The organism is Bacteroides faecium, assembly GCF_012113595.1.
Lineage (GTDB): Bacteria > Bacteroidota > Bacteroidia > Bacteroidales > Bacteroidaceae > Bacteroides > Bacteroides faecium.
Window position 1 is genome coordinate 3,052,017 of sequence record NZ_CP050831.1, and the last position, 20,380, is coordinate 3,072,396.

21 protein-coding genes are annotated in these 20,380 nt (G+C 42.9%); 6 read left to right on the forward strand and 15 right to left on the reverse strand.

Translation table 11 applies throughout. From position 1 onward, the window contains the following. Nucleotides 1-6 precede the first annotated feature (6 nt). A complete protein-coding gene (locus tag BacF7301_RS10775; RefSeq protein WP_167962655.1) occupies nt 7-711 on the forward strand; it encodes an SAM-dependent methyltransferase in 705 nt (234 codons plus the stop codon). Here BacF7301_RS10775 and BacF7301_RS10780 read toward each other — a convergent pair. From BacF7301_RS10780 to BacF7301_RS10790, 3 genes are all read right to left on the reverse strand, one after another. Beyond that, a complete protein-coding gene (locus BacF7301_RS10780) occupies nt 677-1,795 on the reverse strand; it encodes a hypothetical protein (protein ID WP_167962657.1) in 1,119 nt (372 codons plus the stop codon). The two genes, BacF7301_RS10775 and BacF7301_RS10780, sit on opposite strands and share 35 nt — an antisense overlap. A 62-nt stretch (nt 1,796-1,857) precedes the next feature. Then, complete coding sequence (lipA, locus tag BacF7301_RS10785) at nt 1,858-2,706, reverse strand: lipoyl synthase (protein WP_167962659.1); 849 nt, start codon at nt 2,704-2,706, stop codon at nt 1,858-1,860. Then, nucleotides 2,706-4,916: a S9 family peptidase gene (locus BacF7301_RS10790; RefSeq protein ID WP_167962661.1), complete on the reverse strand. Its 2,211-nt coding sequence runs from the start codon at nt 4,914-4,916 to the stop codon at nt 2,706-2,708. Before BacF7301_RS10790 ends, lipA begins: the two co-directional genes overlap by 1 nt. A 270-nt stretch (nt 4,917-5,186) precedes the next feature. Between BacF7301_RS10790 and BacF7301_RS10795 the strand changes: the two genes are divergently transcribed. The 5 genes from BacF7301_RS10795 to BacF7301_RS10815 all read left to right on the forward strand — a co-directional run bounded on the left by BacF7301_RS10795 (nt 5,187) and on the right by BacF7301_RS10815 (nt 9,660). Continuing rightward, the gene (locus tag BacF7301_RS10795; protein ID WP_167962663.1) at nt 5,187-6,134 is read left to right on the forward strand and encodes an SPFH domain-containing protein; all 948 of its coding nucleotides are present in this window, start codon (nt 5,187-5,189) and stop codon (nt 6,132-6,134) included. A gap of 30 nt (nt 6,135-6,164) precedes the next feature. Next, nucleotides 6,165-6,386, forward strand: a complete 222-nt coding sequence (locus BacF7301_RS10800; RefSeq protein ID WP_167962665.1) for a type II toxin-antitoxin system antitoxin — start codon at nt 6,165-6,167, stop codon at nt 6,384-6,386. Between the two features lie 154 nt (nt 6,387-6,540). Then, entirely contained in the window at nt 6,541-6,843 is a 303-nt protein-coding gene (locus BacF7301_RS10805) for a G protein-coupled receptor family protein (RefSeq protein WP_167962667.1), read from the forward strand. Between the two features lie 85 nt (nt 6,844-6,928). Continuing rightward, nucleotides 6,929-7,297, forward strand: a complete 369-nt coding sequence (locus tag BacF7301_RS10810) for a BlaI/MecI/CopY family transcriptional regulator (RefSeq protein ID WP_167962669.1) — start codon at nt 6,929-6,931, stop codon at nt 7,295-7,297. Between the two features lie 23 nt (nt 7,298-7,320). Further along, nucleotides 7,321-9,660, forward strand: a complete 2,340-nt coding sequence (locus tag BacF7301_RS10815; RefSeq protein ID WP_369805649.1) for a TonB family protein — start codon at nt 7,321-7,323, stop codon at nt 9,658-9,660. A 13-nt stretch (nt 9,661-9,673) separates the two neighbouring features. On the opposite strand, the gene miaA is transcribed toward BacF7301_RS10815, so the two are convergent. The 12 genes from miaA to BacF7301_RS10875 form a co-directional block, all read right to left on the reverse strand. Then, complete coding sequence (miaA, locus tag BacF7301_RS10820; protein ID WP_167962671.1) at nt 9,674-10,573, reverse strand: tRNA (adenosine(37)-N6)-dimethylallyltransferase MiaA; 900 nt, start codon at nt 10,571-10,573, stop codon at nt 9,674-9,676. Nucleotides 10,574-10,697: 124 nt separating this feature from the next. After that, nucleotides 10,698-11,243: an IS1096 element passenger TnpR family protein gene (locus BacF7301_RS10825; RefSeq protein WP_167962673.1), complete on the reverse strand. Its 546-nt coding sequence runs from the start codon at nt 11,241-11,243 to the stop codon at nt 10,698-10,700. A 21-nt stretch (nt 11,244-11,264) separates the two neighbouring features. After that, entirely contained in the window at nt 11,265-12,032 is a 768-nt protein-coding gene (lpxA, locus tag BacF7301_RS10830; RefSeq protein WP_167962675.1) for an acyl-ACP--UDP-N-acetylglucosamine O-acyltransferase, read from the reverse strand. Nucleotides 12,033-12,051: 19 nt separating this feature from the next. Continuing rightward, the gene (locus BacF7301_RS10835) at nt 12,052-13,437 is read right to left on the reverse strand and encodes a bifunctional UDP-3-O-[3-hydroxymyristoyl] N-acetylglucosamine deacetylase/3-hydroxyacyl-ACP dehydratase (RefSeq protein ID WP_167962677.1); all 1,386 of its coding nucleotides are present in this window, start codon (nt 13,435-13,437) and stop codon (nt 12,052-12,054) included. 11 nt (nt 13,438-13,448) lie between these two features. After that, the gene (gene lpxD, locus BacF7301_RS10840; RefSeq protein ID WP_167962679.1) at nt 13,449-14,489 is read right to left on the reverse strand and encodes a UDP-3-O-(3-hydroxymyristoyl)glucosamine N-acyltransferase; all 1,041 of its coding nucleotides are present in this window, start codon (nt 14,487-14,489) and stop codon (nt 13,449-13,451) included. Between the two features lie 82 nt (nt 14,490-14,571). After that, the gene (locus BacF7301_RS10845; protein ID WP_167962681.1) at nt 14,572-15,801 is read right to left on the reverse strand and encodes an HD domain-containing protein; all 1,230 of its coding nucleotides are present in this window, start codon (nt 15,799-15,801) and stop codon (nt 14,572-14,574) included. A gap of 29 nt (nt 15,802-15,830) precedes the next feature. Further along, the gene (gene pyrF, locus BacF7301_RS10850) at nt 15,831-16,655 is read right to left on the reverse strand and encodes an orotidine-5'-phosphate decarboxylase (RefSeq protein WP_004304532.1); all 825 of its coding nucleotides are present in this window, start codon (nt 16,653-16,655) and stop codon (nt 15,831-15,833) included. A gap of 66 nt (nt 16,656-16,721) precedes the next feature. Further along, nucleotides 16,722-17,834, reverse strand: coding sequence for a peptide chain release factor 1 (gene prfA / locus BacF7301_RS10855; RefSeq protein ID WP_167962683.1), 1,113 nt, complete (start codon nt 17,832-17,834; stop codon nt 16,722-16,724). A 3-nt stretch (nt 17,835-17,837) separates the two neighbouring features. Continuing rightward, nucleotides 17,838-19,004 (reverse strand): AIR synthase-related protein, encoded by a 1,167-nt coding sequence (locus tag BacF7301_RS10860; protein ID WP_167962685.1) that lies wholly within the window; start codon nt 19,002-19,004, stop codon nt 17,838-17,840. A 157-nt stretch (nt 19,005-19,161) separates the two neighbouring features. Next, nucleotides 19,162-19,743, reverse strand: a complete 582-nt coding sequence (locus BacF7301_RS10865) for a LemA family protein (RefSeq protein WP_167962687.1) — start codon at nt 19,741-19,743, stop codon at nt 19,162-19,164. 7 nt (nt 19,744-19,750) lie between these two features. Then, nucleotides 19,751-20,071, reverse strand: a complete 321-nt coding sequence (locus BacF7301_RS10870) for a type II toxin-antitoxin system RelE/ParE family toxin (RefSeq protein WP_167962689.1) — start codon at nt 20,069-20,071, stop codon at nt 19,751-19,753. Further along, on the reverse strand, nt 20,068-20,367 hold the full coding sequence (locus BacF7301_RS10875) for a hypothetical protein (RefSeq protein WP_167962691.1): 300 nt from the start codon (nt 20,365-20,367) through the stop codon (nt 20,068-20,070). The genes BacF7301_RS10870 and BacF7301_RS10875 overlap by 4 nt, the downstream gene beginning before the upstream one ends. Nucleotides 20,368-20,380 lie beyond the last annotated feature (13 nt).

Below are 20,380 nucleotides of genomic sequence, written 5' to 3' on the forward strand. Positions count from 1 at the left end.
TAAAAAGTGGAAACTGCCCTTTATTTGTTGCCCGTGACTTTGGGTGATACGTCTGTTGAAAAGGTATTGCCTTCTTATAATAAGGAGATTATCTCCGGTATCCGTTATTTTATTGTCGAAGATGTCCGTTCAGCCCGCCGCTTCCTGAAGAAGGTGGACAGGGAGATTGATATTGATGCGCTGACGTTCTATCCGTTGAACAAGCATACTTCGCCCGAAGATATTTCCGGTTATCTGAAACCTTTGGTGAATGGTGCTTCTATGGGAGTTATATCCGAAGCGGGTTGTCCGGCTGTTGCCGATCCGGGTGCGGATGTAGTGGCTATTGCGCAGCGCAAAAAGCTGAAGGTGGTTCCGTTGGTCGGACCCTCTTCTATTATTCTTTCCGTGATGGGCTCGGGCTTTAATGGTCAGAGTTTCGCGTTTCACGGTTATCTGCCGATTGAACCGGGAGAACGTGGTAAGAAGTTAAAGGCATTGGAACAGCGTGTGTATGCCGAGAATCAGACGCAACTCTTTATAGAGACACCTTACCGGAATCATAAAATGGTGGAAGATATCCTACAGAGCTGTCGTCCGCAGACAAAGCTGTGTATTGCTGCCAATATCACTTGCGAAGGAGAATATATACAGACGCGTACGGTGAAAGACTGGAAAGGACACGTGCCCGATTTGTCTAAGATTCCTTGTATTTTTCTCTTATACAAATAACATTTTTCAGATGTTCGTATTCGTCTTCAAAGCAACTGCTGAAGAAGTTTTTGCCTAAGTTCTCCTCTATCTGCTTGAAATTCCACAACTTGCTGTTCTTAAAACGGGGCGTACAGAGAACGGAATCGTCGTCCAGATCGACTATGAACAAGTAGATAAGGCGGTTCGTCACTTCGTTTTCGAAGTGATAGGCGATGTTGAACTCCGGTTTTATGTCTTCGACATGGGGGAGTGCGTTGTTCATCAGACGGGTAGCGCCTGCTGTCAGGGATTCTCCGTAACGGAGATAACATTCCATTGGAATATCCACCTTATTCTTGTCCAGGATGGCTGTTGACGGTCTGTCACAAAGGAATAACATACCGTGTGTAGACACGGCGATTCTTATCACCGGATTGATATAGGCATTCTTGTAATTGATTGCTTCAATGGCAGGTGTTTTTCCAATCACATCTCCTTTGGTATTGACGATCGGCACGTATTCCGTGTGAGACATCAGGTGATTAAAGAAACGGATAGCAATCTGATTGAACAGGATGCTTAGTATAAAGATAGCAGGGGGCAGTATCTTATAGAGAATAAGCACGCTTGTCTGTCCCAGCGGGTCTTGGAAGACAACAACGATGCTGATAATGATAAAATGCAGTACGCCGAAGATTAAAGCGATGCGTGCCGATACGATGGCAGCTTCCGCTCCTTGTGCGTACAGGCGTTTGTTACAGGAACCTATCTGCTTCAGGAAGTGGTTGATAAACCTTTTCTTGTGCATATAAAGTATCAGCATGGGAATGAGGATGCTGACTTCCAATGTAATGGGAAGTGCGCCAGCCGGAACATAATCACCGGGAATAAGTGCGGCTAATGATACTAGTGCCAGTATTCCGGTCGCAATATATAGGATAAAGTTAGGAATTAGTATTCCCTTTCGTTGGTGGGAAAGATATATACCTACGATACCTATACCTGTACCGATATAAATGGCCGTGTCTTGCGTTATAAGTTCACACAATAAAATGGAAATAATAACGGGGATAAATCCCAGTGACATGTTGAATGCGGAAGAAAGTATTCCTTTATGATCCATCTCTACTTTATGTTTATTTGTCGGTTCTACTTATAAAACAAATAGTGTCTGTGTTTTGTTTGCTAACGGGTATGTTTCTCTGCATGGTAGGATGAACGAACAAGGGGGGCGCTCTCTACGATGTTAAATCCTTTTTCTAAACCGATGGTCTTGTATTTTGCGAATTGTTGTGGAGTCACATATTCCGCTACGGGATAATGACGGTGACTGGGTTGCAGGTATTGTCCTATAGTAAGAATTTGGCAGCCGACTGCTAATAGATCGTCCATCAACATTTTTACTTCTTCGGGAGTTTCTCCCAGCCCGACCATGATACCGCTTTTGGATTTGACTCCTTTGGCGGAGATACGTCCGATCACTTGCAGGCTCGTATCATAGTTGGCCGCGCTACGTACCAGCGGACTGATGCGGCGGACGGTTTCCATATTATGTGAGATGATGTCGGGGCAGGCTTCTATCACGAGGTCTACCAATTCCATCCTGCCCTGAAAATCGGGTATCAGTACTTCGATGGTAGTCTGAGGGTTCAGGCGTTTGATTTCGCGGATGGTGCGTGCCCAATGTTCCGCTCCCAAATCGGGAAGGTCGTCCCGGTCTACGGAAGTGATAACGGCATGGTCCAGCTTCATCAATGCAATGGATTCCGCTACATGGGCAGGTTCATTGATATCCAGTGGATGAGGGCGTCCGGTCTGCGTGTTGCAGAACTTGCAACTGCGGGTACAGATGTCACCGCCAATCATAAAGGTGGCAGTGCCTTTTCCCCAACATTCCCCCATATTAGGGCAACGCCCACTGCTGCATATGGTATGCAGGCAATGGGAGTCGACGATTCGTTTTGTTTCGGTGTATCGTTCGTTGGCACCGATATTGATTTTCAGCCATTCGGGCTTACGTACTCTATCCGCCATTACAAATTATTCAAGAAGAAGTTAGTCAACCGTGTGTACAGGTGTTGGCGGGTATTGCCACCGTATATTCCATGATTGCGGTTGGTATATACTTGCATATCGAATTGTTTTCCGAGTTGAACCAGGTGTTCGGCATACTCGGTACAGTTCTGGAAGTGTACATTATCATCTGCCATACCGTGTACGAGCAACAAGTTACCATGCAGTTTGTCGGCACGGGTGAAAGCGGAGGATGCTTTGTAGCCTTCCGCGTTTTCTTTCGGAGTGCGCATGAAACGTTCGGTATAAACCGTATCATAGAAACGCCAGTCGGTCGGTGCGGCAACGGCTACTCCTGCTTTGAATACGGGAGTTCCTTCACTCATGCTCATAAGAGTCATGTATCCGCCGTAGCTCCATCCCCAAATACCGATGCGGTCTTTGTCTACATAAGGTTGTTTGCCGAGGTAAAGAGCGGTTTCTACCTGGTCTTTGGCTTCTTTCACGCCAATTTTCAGATATGTGCATTTTTCAAAGGCTTCTCCACGACCACCTGTTCCGCGACCATCCACGCATACAACAATGAATCCGCGGCTTGCCATATAGGTTTCCCAGCTAATGCCCCAGTTGTCCAATACTTGCTGTGAACCGGGACCACTGTATTGATACATCAGTACCGGATATTTCTTCGATGCGGAGAAATCTACGGGTTTCATCATCCAACCGTTCAAGGTTACACCATCCGTAGTCTGGAAGGTGAAGAATTCTTTCTGCGGTACTGCATATCCTGATAAAGTCTCTTTCAGCTTGTCATTTGTAATCAATGTCTTGAGCGTTTTGCCCGAGTTATCGTTCAATGTTACCACCATCGGATTATTCAGGTTGGTGAACTTGTTCATATAATACTTCATTGATTTGCTGAAAAGCGGGGTGTTCGTTCCCACTTGTTGAGACAGTTTTATCTTTTTGCCTTTCTTGTCTGTCTTGTAGACAGCTTTGCGAAGCGGGCTTTCTTCATTGCTGGTGTAGTAGAAAGAACCATCTTCCTCGTCATATCCCAGGAAGTCTTTTACTTCAAACTTTCCGTTCGTCACCTTTTTGATAAGATTGCCCCCCATGCTATACCAGTAAAGGTGGCTATAACCATCGCGCTCACTGAGCAGGCTGAAGTATTCGGGGTAGAATTCGATGTTATCGAAGGTGTTCTCTTTAATATAATAAGGAGATTCGTCACGCAATACCAGTTTGCAAAGCGTGGAACGAGGGTCGGCAAAGTAAAGGTCGAAACGGTCTTGATGACGGTTCAGCGTCATGATTGCCAGTTTGTTGGCATCTTTGGTAAAGCGGATGCGGGGGATATATCCATCTGCATCCAGCGGAAGTTTCATGGTGCGGGTAACGCGTGATTTGATATCATACGTGCGTACTTCTACTTTTGAGTTCGGGTAGCCGGCCTTCGGATACTTATACGTATATTCTCCCGGATAATCCTTGAGAGCGTCTATGCGGGGAGCTTCTCCGGCAAATACCGGGAAAGAGTAGGAAGGGACTGCCGATTCATCGAAACGGATAAAGGCAATCTGCGTATTGTCAGCGCTGAATTCCAAAGCACGGTTGAAGCTGAACTCTTCTTCGTACACCCAGTCGGGGATACCATTGATGATAGAGTTTTGTTTGCCATCTTCAGTCACCTGGCTTTCACTGTTGCCATAGAGCAGCTTGACAAGGAAGATGTTATTGTCACGGACAAAAGCAATCATTGTGCCGTCCGGTGAAAAGACGGGGACCTGTTGAGGTCCGCCGTCAGACAGCCGTTCAATAATGTTGTTTGTCGTAACGCCCTTATCATTTCGTTTCAAAGGGTATATATAATGTACAGCTGTATATGAATGCCGGTAAATCGGATTTGTCTTGGTAGCAATCAGTAATTTTTGTCCGTCGGGTGAGAACTGATAACTGTCGAAGTTCTTGAAGTTACATTCTCGTGCAGTGTTTACATCGAAGATAACTTCTACCTTTTCGCCTGTCTTGAAAGAATATTTGATGATTTGCGTGCCTTCGGCGTTTATCTGCGTGTAGTGCTCACCGTCGGGTGTAGGGATGACTCCCTGAATGTTTTCCGGACGGAAACGTCCGGAGGTGATATCTTTTAAATCAAGTGCCTTTTGACCCTGTGCCATTCCGGTCAGGCAGATAAAGCAGAAGAGCAGAACTAAACTAACTTTTCTCATTTTATGAATCGTTTTATATTATACAGTTTAAAGGTTTTAAATTCGTATCCTGCAAAAATAGTAATAAACTTAAATACCTCAAAGTACAAACTCTTTTTTTAGATTCGGATAGCGGCTTATTTCCTTAACTTTTAGATTTGTTTAGTATCCCGACATGACTGTTTAGTTAAAAAAGTGGTTTATAATTAAAATAACTCTCTTTTTCCTTGCTTTTTAAATTAAAATAGTGATATATTTGTGATATCAAAATAATATCAAAAAATGAATGCTATGAATACAAAAGAATTTAAGTACAATGGTGCGGTTATTAATGGCTTTCTAGCCTTGTTCCTCAATTTGATAGTGTTGCCGTTATTGGTTGTAACGAGCTTTGTGCTTTTCAAGGGAAGCATTATTCTGTTTTTCTTGTTATTGTTCTTTATAGCATTGGCTATTCTGATGATTCCGGGCTACTTTTCGCAAGAACCGAACGAAGCCCGGCTCATGGTGTTTTTCGGAAATTATAAAGGGACGTTTACTGAAAACGGATTTTTCTGGGTAAATCCTTTTATGAATAAGAAAAAACTTTCTTTACGTGCCCGTAATCTGGATGTGGAGCCCATTAAGGTGAATGATAAGATAGGTAATCCTATTTTGATTGGTCTGGTGCTTGTCTGGAAACTGAAAGATACTTATAAGGCAATGTTCGAAATTGATGCGCAGACCATGGCGGATAATAAAGGAACCGGGCAAATGAGCGTGACTGTTGCCGGGCGTATGAATGCTTTTGAAGATTTTGTCCGTGTGCAAAGTGATGCTGCGCTTCGCCAAGTGGCTGGATTGTATGCTTATGACGACAACGAGGCGAACGTGGATGAATTGACGTTGCGTAGTGGCGGTGATGAAATCAATGAACAGTTGGAACAGAAGTTGAATGAACGCTTGGCTATGGCAGGTATGGAGATAGTGGAAGCCCGTATTAATTACCTGGCTTATGCTCCGGAGATTGCAGCGGTTATGTTGCGCCGCCAGCAGGCATCAGCTATTATCAGTGCTCGTGAAAAGATTGTTGAGGGTGCTGTGTCAATGGTTAGCATGGCATTACATAAACTTTCTGAAGAAGAGATTGTTGAATTGGATGAGGACAAGAAAGCTGCCATGGTAAGTAATTTGCTTGTGGTGCTTTGTGCGGATGAAGCTGCGCAGCCGGTAGTGAATACGGGTACGCTGAATCATTGATAAATTATAAAAAAAGAAGGTAAGAAAGAAGTGGCTAAAAAAGAATCTTCAATAAAGAGTTTTGTTCTGCGGGTGGATACTGAAACAATGGAAGCCATTGAAAAATGGGCGGCTGATGAGTTTCGGAGTACAAACGGGCAGCTTCAATGGATTATTGCCGAAGCTTTGAGAAAAAGCGGACGGTTGAAAAAGAAATCGTCTAAAGCGGGGCATAGGCCAGTGAAATCTGACGAAGGAGAAGTGGATGATTAGCTATTCTTCTCCTTCCTCACTATTTTTGCTTCATTTTCTCCTATATTCTTTGAGACAATTTAATAGGTGGTGATACTGATTTTTGTATGGTTTTGATGAGGATTATTGGGTGAGATTCAATATCTTTGTGAAAAGGACTTTAAATATTACCACTATGAATTCAAAAAGGAAAGACTTGCAGTATGCTTCTGTTTTCTTGTTGGCAGTGGCGTTGACCTTCCTGTTGGGGAAGGGGGATAATCTTTGGTTGGTGTCATGGGGCGACCTGATACCGAGTTTATTTGTACTGTTCATTGCGGGCGATTGCCTGTATAGTTCCCTGCTTCGTATCAAACGTGGCGAAGAAGAAGGAGGAGCCCGTTGGAGTACTTGCTTTACTTTTTTAGTGTTCAGCATTATTTTTATGGGCGATTTATTCTTTATCGGCAACTTCATTGTTGACAAATTATTTGGGTAAACTATAAGCTTTAGTTTACTTTAACTAGGAAAATTAGTTTATGAACTAAAACTTTTCGTTATTTGCAGCAAATAATGTTGCAAGTATGAAAGGATTAACAGTAAAAGAGGAAGAAATCATGGGCTTTTTTTGGGAAAAAGGTCCATTGTTCGTGAAGGAAATGTTGGCTTTCTATGGAGAACCGAAACCACATTTCAATACATTATCTACTATCGTGCGTGGGTTGGAAGACAAAGGTTTCCTGGCTCACTATACGTTTGGTAATACCTATCAATATTATCCTGTAGTCAGCGAAGAAGATTTTCGTAAAGGAACGCTTCGGAATGTGATTAGCAAGTATTTTAATAATTCTTATTTAAGCGCTGTCTCTTCTTTAGTCAAAGAAGAAGATATTTCTTTGGATGAGTTGAAACGGCTCATCAACGAAGTGGAACAGGCTGATAAGAAAGATTAATTAATAAAACGACAATCTATACTATGGGAGCATTCTTCATTTACATATTAAAATCATCCGTTTGCCTTGTTTTGTTTTACCTGTTTTTTCGGTTATTACTTAGTAAGGAGACTTTTCATCGCTTTAATCGTGTTGCTTTATTGGGAGTGCTATTCCTGTCACTACTCATCCCTTTTATCGAAGTAACAACGAATCACCAGGTTGAAGTGCAACAGACGGTGCTTACCATCGAGCAGTTGTTGATGATGGCAGAAATGGAATCTACCGCTGTTGATGCGGCTGGAGTAGCGGTGAATGAAGCTGCTTCTTTTTCTTGGATAGAAATCGTCCTGCTTGTCTATCTGGCTGGCATTATATTCCTTGCCTGCCGTAATCTATATTCTTTATTCTGTCTTTTCAGATTAATACATTCCGGTAAACGGGAAAAATTAGAGAATGGAGTCACGCTTGTCGTTCACGAGCAGGAGATAGCTCCGTTCAGTTGGATGAAGTATATTGTTATCAGTCAAAAAGACCTGAGGGAGAACGGGCGGGAAATTCTGATTCACGAGGCGGCACATATCCGACATCGTCATTCCATAGATTTATTGTTGGCGGATATTTGTATCTTCTTTCAGTGGTTCAATCCCGGTGCATGGTTGCTGAAACAGGAATTGCAGAATATCCATGAGTATGAAGCGGACGAGACTGTAATCAATGAAGGAGTAAACGCGAAAGAATATCAACTATTATTAATAAAAAAAGCCGTTGGCACAAGGCTCTACTCTATGGCCAACAGCTTTAATCACAGTAAACTTAAAAAACGTATCACTATGATGTTAAAAGAAAAATCAAATCCGTGGGCACGTTTGAAGTACTTGTATGTACTTCCGTTGGCAGCTATTGCAGTAACTGCTTTTGCCCGTCCCGAAGTCTCTGAAAAAGTAGAAGAGATTTCTGTCGTCAAAGTTAATGATTTGGCGAATTATATGCAAGAAAATGTATTGGGAGATGCGGTTAATGTGTTGCAAGATACTGTAAAAGTGTCACATAGCGGCAGTAAGACCGATATTAATGCTGAAGAGCGTACAGCAAAAACGAAAGATGATGAAGAAATGATCATTTTTGAAGTAGTGGAACAAATGCCTGAATATCCGGGTGGTATAGATGCGTTAAAAAAGTATCTGAAAGATAAGGTAGATAGTTCTAACATGAAAGGTAAAGCCGGAGGAAGGGTGATAGTCGGTTTCACAGTGGATGAGACTGGAAAAGTGAAGGATGTGCAAGTGCTTCAATCAGACCAATCTGTATTGAATAAAGAAGCTGAAAGAATTGTGAACGGGATGCCGGCCTGGATTCCGGGAAAGCAGCGTGGTGTGCCTGTATCTGTGAAATATTCAGTTCCGGTAAGATTTGGAGATATCAGATTTCCGGAAAATAAGAAGCCGTTAATTATGGTTGATGGCAAAGAAGTGAGCATGGATGATTTTGAGAAAATTGATAGGGACATAATAGAAAGCGTGTCAGTTTTGAAGGATAGTGCTTCTATAAAAGTGCATGGTAAACGTGGCGTAAATGGAATGATACTCGTAACCACAAAGAAACCCGGTACGACATCGCAATTTAAATTTTCTAAAGTGGATAATCAAGAAAACGTAGTTCCCGATTTTCAAGTTACCGGTACTGTTGTTGACGAACAGGGACGCCCTAAACCCGGTGTAAGTATAATTGTGCCTAATACGACTTCTGGCGCAATATCAGATGTAAATGGTCATTTCAGCTTGAAAGCAGTGAAGGGTGGTAACCTGCTATTTTCTTTTATCGGATATAAATCCATGAAAGTTCCCGTGACTGCTACGATGTCAGTGCGGATGGAACAGGAGGTAGTCAACTTATTGCCGGAAACAACAAGTCGGCTGATAAGAGTTCGAGATACAAAACCTACCGGACTTATTAATGGAATTACTGTGCATGGAGTGAAAGAGGGCGAACAGCCTTTGGTTATTGTTGATGGTAAGGAAGCATTGGAAAAAGATGCTTTATCTAAGATAGCTCCTGACCATATCAAAAGCATTACTATACTGAAAGATAAACCGGCGACCGCTGTTTATGGAGATAAGGCAAAGGATGGAGTGATTATTGTAGAAATGATGACGGACGAAGATTTTCAGGCTATGAAGAATAACCGTCAACTCAATTATGCTAATGCATGGCAACTGGCTGAAAGTACTGCGAAAGATATGGAAGGAGAAGTTATATACCTCTTGGATGGAAAAGAGGTTACTGCAAGTAAATTGGAGCAAATATCGGCTAAGACTATAAAATCGGCATCGGCAGATCGTGTAGATGGTAAGATAGTTATTCGTTTAGTGAGTGAAAAGTAATATATTTGAAAGGTTATGATAAAGATTGACGGAGGTATGTAAGTATCTCCGTTTCTTGTTCCGGATGGAACCAGCGTATTTCCTCATCCCGTTTGAACCAGGTCATCTGTTTGCGTGAATAAATACGGGAGTTTTGCTTTATCTTTTCGATGGCAAAAGGTAATTCCCATTCTCCATCCAAGTATTTGAATATTTCTTTGTATCCTACCGTATTAAGAGAGTTAAGGTGACGGTAGGGAAGTACGGAACGTACTTCTTCCAGCAATCCTTCTTCCATCATCATGTCTACACGTCGGTTGATGCGGTCGTAAAGTTCTTCCCGGTCGCGGGTTAATCCTATTTTGATAATACGGAAAGGGCGTTCTTTCTTTTGTTGCGTACGGAAAGAAGTGTACGTGCGTCCCGTCATATAGCAGATTTCCAGTGCATGAATCACTCGCTTGGGATTCTTTAAATCTACAATACGATAATATTCCGGGTCTAATAAGCGGAGTTCAGCACAGAGTTGTTCAAGTCCTTCTTCCTCATATTTCTGCAACATGAGTTGACGAGTTTCCGCATCGACGGTAGGAATATCGTCAATACCTTTGCAGATAGCATCGACATACATCATCGAGCCGCCGGTAAGAACCACAACTTCATGTTCGATAAATAACTTTTCAAGTATTTCCAGTGCTTCCGCTTCATATTGGGCGGCACTGTAATAGTCTGTAAGATGGAGCGTGCCGACTAAGTGATGGGGCACACGTGCCAGTTGTTCGGGAGTAGGTGCTGCCGTACCTATTTTTAATTCGGCATAAAGCTGTCTCGAATCAGCAGATACAATGCTTGTCTGGAAATTCTCTGCTATCCGTAGACTCAATTCGGTTTTCCCTACGCCGGTAGGACCTATAAGAACAATGAGAGTAGGCATGGATTTTAAGTATTAAGTATCAGGTATTAAGTATTAAAGTGTGAGCTAAAAAATAGTAGGTATTAACTGCCTGGCGCTGCATAGCAATTAATACCTAATACTTGATACTTGCTATTTAAAATTTCTATTCTTCGAATGATCCGCCTGCGTCGCCACCAATATCGAATCCTTCCTGATCGAAGTCTTCCATATCGAAATCCTGGTCGCCATAGAAGTTTTCGTCCAAGTCGAGAGAACCACCGGCGGCAGCCATTTCTTCAAAATCGACAGTCTGTTTGGGAGCATCTCCTGATTTCTTGGTGCATTTAGCGCCGGTCATTTCTTTTCCGGTAATGATTTCGGATAACTCGATGAAGAAACAACGTTCAGTCATGTAATCGAATACATACAGTAACTTCTGTTTTTCATCTTCTACCAGTTCGCTGATAGGAGTCTCTTTCATCACCCAACTGTCCATTTCCGGGTTGTCGTCCATTTCTTCCAAAGTCACTTCCTTTTCTTTCTCCCAATCATCGTCGCAGATAAAGAAAGAAGTCATCTGGTCGTTTGTATACCCAACTGATTTTACGATTGTCTCATGGAAGTCTAAAAAAGTAGCTTCCGGATCAATTTGTATTTCTCTGACAAAATCGTCAACTTCATCAGATATGATAGTAAATCTGTATATCATAATATGACTATTTTGAACTGTTTATTTAATTATACCACGTTCTGAATTACGGATGAAGTCGATGATGTAGTCGATTTCAGGACTCTTCTCGAATTCATCTTCAATTTTCTTTAATGCTTCTGTCGTGTTCAATCCACTTTGGTAGATGATACGATAGGCATTGTGAATACTTTCAATCACTTCATTGGTAAAACCACGACGACGCAAGCCGATAATGTTGATTCCGCTGAAAGCGATTGGTTCGCGTCCTGCAATGATGTAGGGAGGAATGTCCTTACTGAAACGGGAACCACCTTGAATCATTACATAACTGCCTACATGACAGAATTGATGCATTAGTACACCGCCACTGATAATAGCGTTATCATCAATTACGATCTCACCGGCCATCTTGGTAGAGTTACCGATGATACATCCGTTACCGACTAAAGCATCATGTGCCACGTGCACGCTTTCCATCAGTAAGTTGTTATTTCCTACAATCGTGCGCCCTTTAGCTGCCGTACCACGGTTAATTGTCACGTTCTCGCGAATCAGGTTATTGTCTCCGATTTCGGCTGTTGATTCTTCTCCTTGAAATTTAAGGTCTTGCGGAATGGCACCGATAACGGCACCCGGAAAAATTGTATTTCCGTTACCGATACGTGAGCCGTATAAAATGTTGGCATTAGCCATAATTTTATTGTTGTCGCCGATAACCACGTTTTTATCTATAAATACAAAAGGCGCAATTTCTACATTTTCCCCGATTTTAGCTTCAGGATGAACATACGCTAAAGGACTTATCATTTGAATTTCCAATTGTTGATTACTTGTTTTTTACTATTTGTGCCATGAATTCAGCTTCGCAAACTACTTTTTCCCCAACGAAAGCATAGCCTTTCATAGTGGAGATGCCGCGGCGGATTGGAGCAAGCATTTCTACACGGAAAACTAATGTGTCTCCCGGCACTACTTTCTGGCGGAACTTCACACCGTCTATTTTCATAAAATAAGTAGAGTAACGCTCCGGTTCGTCAACAGAGTTGAGAACAAGCAAACCGCCTACTTGTGCCATTGCTTCTACTTGAAGCACACCCGGCATAACGGGCTCTTGTGGGAAATGTCCTTGGAAGAAAGGCTCATTGGCAGTTATATTTTTTACACCTACTATATAGTTGGCACCGATTTCAATCACTTTATCTACCAGTTGGAAAGGATAGCGATGCGGCAACAGTTCGCGGATACGGTTAACATCCATCACTGGCTCGCGGTTACAGTCATAGCTTGGTGCCTGAATATCGTGCAAACGAATTTCTTTCCGCATCTGACGGGCAAACTTGTTATTGATAGTATGCCCGGGACGGGTAGCGATGATACGCCCTTTAATCGGTTTGCCGATTAAAGCGAGGTCGCCGATAACATCCAGTAATTTGTGACGGGCACATTCATTCGCCCAGACCAACGGTTTGTGGTTAATATAGCCTAACTCATTGGCGTCCATATGAGGAACTCCCATAACGTCTGCCAACTTGTCGAAGCTTTCCTGAGACATCTTACGTTCGTAGATTACGATAGCATTGTCCAGGTCGCCCCCTTTAATCAATCCCGCAGAGAGAAGCGGTTCTATTTCGCGAACAAAGACGAATGTACGGCTGGCAGCCACTTCGTCTTTGAATTTATGCATGTCTTCAAGTGTAGCAAACTGGTTCGGGATGATGGTCGAATCATAAGAAACCAGTACATTCAGGCTAAAATTTTCGTCCGGCAATACAATGATGGAAGAACCTGTCGACTCGTCACGGAATTCAATCTTTGACTTGATGATATAAAAGTCCTTGACAGCATTCTGCTCTACTGTTCCTACACGTTCTATTTCTTGTACATAATATTGTGCACTACCATCTAAAATCGGAAACTCCGGGCCGTTTACCTGGATAAGGCAGTTATCAATGCCCAATGCGTAAAGGGCTGCCATACCATGTTCAACGGTGCTTACTTTGACTCCATTCTTCGACAGCACAGTACCACGGGTGGTTTCTGTCACGTTGTCGGCTACTGCATCGATAGTTGGTTGGCCTTCTACGTCAATACGCTGGATTTTGTATCCATGATTGTCCGGAGCAGGATTAAATGTAACAGTGAGGTCAAGTCCAGTGTGAAGACCTTTCCCGCTCAGTGAAAAGCTATCTTTCAGCGTTTTTTGTTTCAGCATTGGCTATTTGTTTACTTATTTAATAGTTGTTTTAATTCTTCGATTTCCTTGCGCAGGTTACGCAGTTCTTTCTGCATGTCCGGCAGGCTTCTTTGTGCGATAGATGATTTGAAATATTGTTTTAGCTCCATAGGAGGAGTACCGATAAGTTGACTACCGGACTTGATATCTCCCGGTACGCCTGATTGTGCGCCCAAACCGACTTTATCTCCTATTTTTGAGTGTCCGGCAATACCTACCTGACCGCCAATCATACACCATTCACCCACTTTGGTAGAACCGGCGATACCGGCTTGTGCAGCCATTACGGTATGCGAACCGATCTCGTCATTATGGGCTATTTGTATCAGGTTATCCAATTTGACACCACTATGTACTACCGTAGCTCCCATTGTAGCACGGTCTACACAGGTATTGGCACCTATATCTACTTTATCTTCCAGAATAACAATTCCGATTTGAGGAATCTTATCGTATCCGTTCGGAGTAGGAGCGAAGCCGAATCCGTCGGCTCCGATTACCGCACCCGAGTGCAGGATACATTCGTTGCCTATGCGGCAATCATGATAAACATTTACATTCGAGTAGAGCAGGCAACTGTTGCCTATCTTTACTCCGTCTCCAACAAAAGTATGTGGATAGATTTGAGTATTATCTCCGATCACGGCGTTTTCGCCAATGTAGGCAAAAGCACCTATATATACGTTCTCACCAATCTTGGCACTGGCGGCAACAAATGCTAATGAATCGATACCCTGTTTTTTAGGTTTGCTCATTTCATAAAGGTTGAGCAATTTTGCCAGGCTTTCGTATGCATTGTCTACCTTGATAAGGGTTGTTTTTATTTCATGTTCAGGAGTGAAGTCCTTATTAACCAAGACAATGCTTGATTGTGTCTCGTAGATGTAAGGTGTGTATTTAGGGTTTGACAGGAAAGAAATTGCTCCGGGCATTCCCTCTTCTATTTTAGCGAATGTGTGTACCGTAGCGTTTTCGTCTCCAATGATTTCCCCTTGGATAAATGCTGCAATTTGCTTAGCCGAGAACTCCATGTCTTTAATTTAAAATTTAATTAGTTCACAAATAACGGACTTTTTTTTCAGATTTCCGTGTTATTGCATGAATATTTTATACTTACCTATGTAATCTCTGGTAGCAGAGATAGTATTTCTTTACCTTTTTGGACAATAACGAGATGTTCAACATGTCCGATGCTTCGGCAATATTTTTGATAGTGCCGTCTTTGTAGATAATGTCAATACTGTCGTCTGCCGGGTCATACATATTCTTTTCGATGCTGGGGGTAGAAACAAAATAGTTCGCTTCGGAAAGTGTTATGCCTAATTGCTGGCTGATTTGCAAAGTTAATTCTTTTTTTCTGTCTTCACTAATCGGTTCCGATGAAATTTCCACTTTAAAGATATTTCGGTTAATCATTCCCATGCTTAAAGTGGAAAGAACCTTGTCGGTATGGGTACTCCATACTTTCAGGGCCGTCCATATATCGTTATCATCCAGTTGGACGAAATTCTCCAGACAATCGGGATTGTTGTGGAACTCCTCAGGAGTGATGTCTTTGTAAAGGAAAAAGCGCAATGCAGGCGATGCGAACAGTTCCACTCCCTGCAAAGCCAGTTCTTTGGCGCGCAAAAGGGTACTGATAAGCATCTTTTCGTAAGCTACCGAAGTTTTGTGCAGATATACCTGCCAATACATCAGGCGGCGTGCCGTGAGGAAATTCTCGATAGAGTAAATCCCTTTGGATTCGATGACAAGACGGTCGTCTGCCACGTCGAGCATCTTGATGATTCGTGCCGAGCCGATATTTCCTTCCGTAACTCCCGTATAGAAACTGTCACGGCGAAGATAATCAAGCCTGTCCATATCCAACTGACCGCTGACAAGCTGATGCAAGAAGCGCTTCGGATACTCGTCCTTGAAGATTTGAATGGCAAGGCTAAGCTGACCGTTCATTTCTTTGTTCATCCGTTCCATCAGCATAAGGGAAATCTCTTCGTGGGGGATTCCTTTTACAATGGTGTCTTCCAGTACATGAGAGAAAGGACCGTGACCGATGTCATGCAGCAGAATGGCAGCTTGTACAGCTTCCGCTTCACTGTCGAAGATGAAATTACCTTTGGAAGCCAGTTGTGTAATAGCTTCGCTCATCAGGTAGAAAGCACCCAGGGAGTGTTGGAAGCGGGTGTGCTGCGCACCGGGATATACCACGGACGAGAGTCCTACCTGCTTGATGCGGGTAAGACGTTGCAAAAGGGGATGCCGTACTAAATCGTATAGCAACCCCTTCGGAATATTGATAAACCCGAATACCGGGTCGTTGATTATCTTTCTTTCGTGAGACATTCGTTTCTTTTAGAGATTTTGTTTTCTTTTCAGAGAATTGCTTTGAGCTGTTCGGCCATTTGTGCCTGTACTTCTTGTGCGGCGGTGCGGGCAGCTTCAGCAAATTTCTCGGTTTTGTCCACGTAGATTATACCACGGGATGAGTTAACAATTAATCCGCAGGTACTGTTCATTCCATATTTACAAACTTCTTCGAGCGAGCCGCCTTGTGCGCCGACACCGGGGACAAGCAGGAAATGATTGGGGACAATCTTGCGGATGTCCTCGAAAGCACGTCCTTGAGTTGCGCCTACCACATACATCATGCGGTCGTCGCTTGCCCATTCCTGTGATTTGCGCAGTACTTTTTCAAACAAACGTTCGCCGTTCACGTCTTCTGTCAACTGGAAGTCATGAGAGCCTTTGTTGGAAGTCAGTGCTAATAATATAACCCATTTTCCTTCATAAGTAAGAAATGGAGTAACGCTGTCCTCACCCATATAAGGAGCTACTGTGACAGAGTCAATATTCAGTTCTTCGAAGAATGTGCGGGCGTACATGGCGGAAGTGTTTCCGATATCTCCGCGCTTTGCGTCGGCAATGATGAACTGGTCGGGATAATTATCTTTGATGTATTTTACTGTCTTTTCGAATGCAATCCATCCTTTTACGCCCATGCTTTCGTAGAAAGCCAAATTGGGCTTATAGGCGATACACAAATCTGCTGTTGCGTCGATAATTGCTTTGTTGAATGCGAAGATTGGGTCTTCTTCTTTCAACAGATGTTCCGGGATTTTCTTGATGTCGGTATCAAGTCCTACGCAAAGGAATGATTTCTTGCGTTTTATGTTTTCAAATAATTGTTGTTTATCCATCTTGTTATTTACTATTATACGATTTACTGTTTGCAAATTAAAGCTCCGCTCTCAACTTCCTATTTTCTACAACTCACTTTCCTTCAGTCTTTCCGCGTTTTCAGCCACAATCAAGTGATCGATACAGTCTTGGATATCTCCATCCATGAAAGCAGCCAGATTGTAAATCGTGTAGTTGATGCGGTGGTCGGTGATACGTCCTTGCGGATAGTTATATGTGCGGATTTTAGCCGAACGGTCGCCGGTCGATACCATTGTCTTACGTTTGGAAGCAATGTCGTCGATATATTTCTGATGTTCTTTGTCGTAGATAAAAGTACGGAGACGTGCCAATGCACGTTCTTTATTTTTCGGCTGGTCGCGTGTTTCGGTACATTCAATCAGGATTTCTTCGGCAATGCCTGTATTCGGGTTCTTCCATATATAGCGCAGTCGCACTCCGGATTCTACCTTATTTACGTTCTGTCCGCCGGCACCACCGCTTCGGAAAGTATCCCATTTGATTTCACCTTCATTGATGACTACATCGAATTCTTCCGCTTCGGGAAGTACGGCTACCGAAGCTGCCGAAGTATGTACACGTCCCTGGGTTTCTGTTGCAGGAACACGTTGTACGCGGTGTACGCCCGATTCATATTTCAGGATTCCGTAAACATTGTCACCTGTGACGCTACAAACTATTTCCTTGAACCCACCTGCCGTTCCTTCGTTCGCATTGGAGACTTCCATCTTCCAGCCTTTTGTCTCGCAGAATTTGGCATACATACGGAAGAGGTCGCCGGCGAAGATAGCTGCCTCGTCACCACCTGCACCGCCACGGATTTCAAGAATCGCATTCTTGCTATCCTGCGGGTCGGCGGGAACAAGCATCAGTTTGATTTCTTCTTCCAATACCGGAAGGCGTTCCTGACTGTTATCCATCTCTTCTTTAGCCATTTCACGCATTTCGGCATCCGACTCACTGGAAAGGATACTTTTGGCTTCCTCAATGTTACCCAGTAATTGGATATATTCCTTGCGGGCTTTCATTAAGTCATCCAGTTCCTTATATTCCTTAGTCAGCTTGACATAGCGCTTTTGGTCGGCAATTACTGCCGGGTCGGTGATAAGGGTTGATATTTCTTCAAAACGGGCTACAAGTCCGTCCAGTTTCTCTAATATGGTACTGTTATCTGCCATTCCTTAATATCTGAATTCTCCGAACTCGCTCTTGATGATTAACTCTGTATTGTCACATTCTTCAACGCGTCCTACTATCTGTGCCGGGATACCGAATGATTCGGAAATAGCGATAACTTCTTCTGCATGTTCCGGTGACAGATAAACTTCAAGACGGTGTCCCATATTGAATACCTTGTACATTTCTGACCAATCAGTACCGCTTTGCTCTTGAATAGTCTTGAACAATGGGGGAACAGGGAAAAGATTGTCTTTTACAACACGGACGTTTTCAACAAAGTGCAACACTTTGGTCTGTGCACCACCGGAGCAGTGAACCATTCCGTGAATTTCGGGACGTAATGCATCCAGCAATTTCTTTACTACCGGTGCATAGGTACGGGTAGGAGAGAGCACTAACTTGCCTGCATCAATCGGAGAATCTTCTACACTGTCTGTCAGTTTCAGATTTCCTGAATAAACCAATTCTTCGGGAACTGCCGCATCATAGCTTTCCGGATATTTTTCAGCAAGATATTTGCCGAATACATCATGGCGTGCACTTGTCAGACCGTTGCTGCCCATGCCGCCGTTATATTCTTGCTCGTAAGTAGCCTGTCCGTAAGAAGCAAGACCGACGATAACGTCGCCCGGACGAATGTTGGCATTATCAATAACGTCCGAACGTTTCATACGGCAAGTTACGGTAGAATCTACAATGATAGTACGAACCAAGTCGCCGACGTCAGCAGTCTCGCCACCGGTTGCATATACGCCTACACCCATTTCACGGAGTTCGGCAAGTAGTTCGTCTGTTCCGTTGATGATGGCGGAGATAACTTCTCCCGGGATTAATAACTTGTTGCGTCCGATGGTTGAAGAGACGAGGATATTATCTACGGCACCTACGCAAAGTAGGTCGTCGATATTCATAATCAAAGCATCCTGGGCAATTCCTTTCCATACAGACAAGTCGCCTGTCTCTTTCCAGTACATATAAGCAAGGGAAGATTTGGTTCCGGCACCGTCGGCATGCATAATGTTGCAATATTCCGGGTCACCTCCCAATATATCGGGAATAATTTTGCAGAATGCTTTCGGGAAAATTCCTTTGTCGATGTTCTTGATGGCGTTGTGCACATCTTCTTTTGATGCGCTTACTCCACGCATCATGTATCGTTGATTACTCATGAGTTATAGAATTATTTTGTATACGGTTGCAAAAGTACTGCTTTTTTTTCGTACAGCCAACTATCTTAATAGAAATGCCGCTGACTAATAAAGTTTTCGTGTCTAATGAGATACGGAAACTTTTAGTCAGCGGCACAATCTCTTCAGCAGACTTTTCTTAGAATTCTACTTTAGGTGCTTTTTCGCTACCTTCTTCTGCTTCAAAATATGCTTTCTTGTCGAATCCGAACATTCCTGCAAAGAGACTCTTGGGGAAACGGCGGATATTGGTGTTATAAGCCTGTGCGGCATCATTGAAATTCTTGCGTGCTACATTGATACGGTTTTCAGTACCTTCCAGTTGAGCCTGCAATTCAAGGAAATTCTGATTAGCTTTCAAGTCGGGATAACTCTCTGTGATAGCTAACAACTTACCTAAAGCAGAAGTGACAGCACCCTGTGCTTTTTGATATTGCGCGAGTTTTTCCGGTGTCAGGTCAGCAGCATCCACTTTGATTTGTGTTGCCTGGCTGCGTGCGGCAACAACCCCTTCTAATGTCTCTTTTTCGTGGGTTGCATACCCTTTTACTGTATTTACCAGGTTGGGAATCAAGTCGGCACGGCGTTGATATTGCGTTTCCACATTTGCCCATTGACCACTTACATTCTCGTCCATAGTAACCAGGCCGTTATATACACTGACTGCCCAGAAGACAAGGATAGCTACAACGGCTAAGATGATGATAATTGACTTTTTCATGTTTCTATTATTCTATTGTTTTTATTAATTTATCAGGATTTTGACGAACGTCCCAAATTGCTACGATGATTACATCTTCATTAATATCAATGTAATAAATAAGTTTATAGTTAGCATCTACTACTAATGCTCTGTAACAGAGTGTGACTTTATCTGAAGTACTTAGAATACTGCCCGCATTGGGAAAGGTACTAAGTATTTCTGCTTCTTTGATGAGCTTATTATGCAAATTCGCAGCTATACGTTCGTTCTTTGTATATCGTAATGTTTGTAAATAAACTAATTCCAGCGTTTGTAAAGCCGATTGAGTCCAAACAATATTTATCATTTCATATAATATTTGAGGACATCTTCATGTGAAATAACCCTTCCGGCTTTGACATCTTCCATACTTTTGTTGATAGCGTTTTCTAATTCTTCTTGAGTATGTGGTATTAACCAGGATTTTTGTTCCAGTTCGTTGGAGAACCGGAGCATTTCTTTTAGCTGATTATCTTCCATGAGCATTACCCGTTCCATAATTTTTTGTCTCATGGTAACCGCATCCAGGCCATAAGAACCTGCTGGTTCGTGAACAACCTTCTCTTGTTCTTTATTTTCTTTATATCCCTTATTTTCTTTCATATTCTTCAATCTT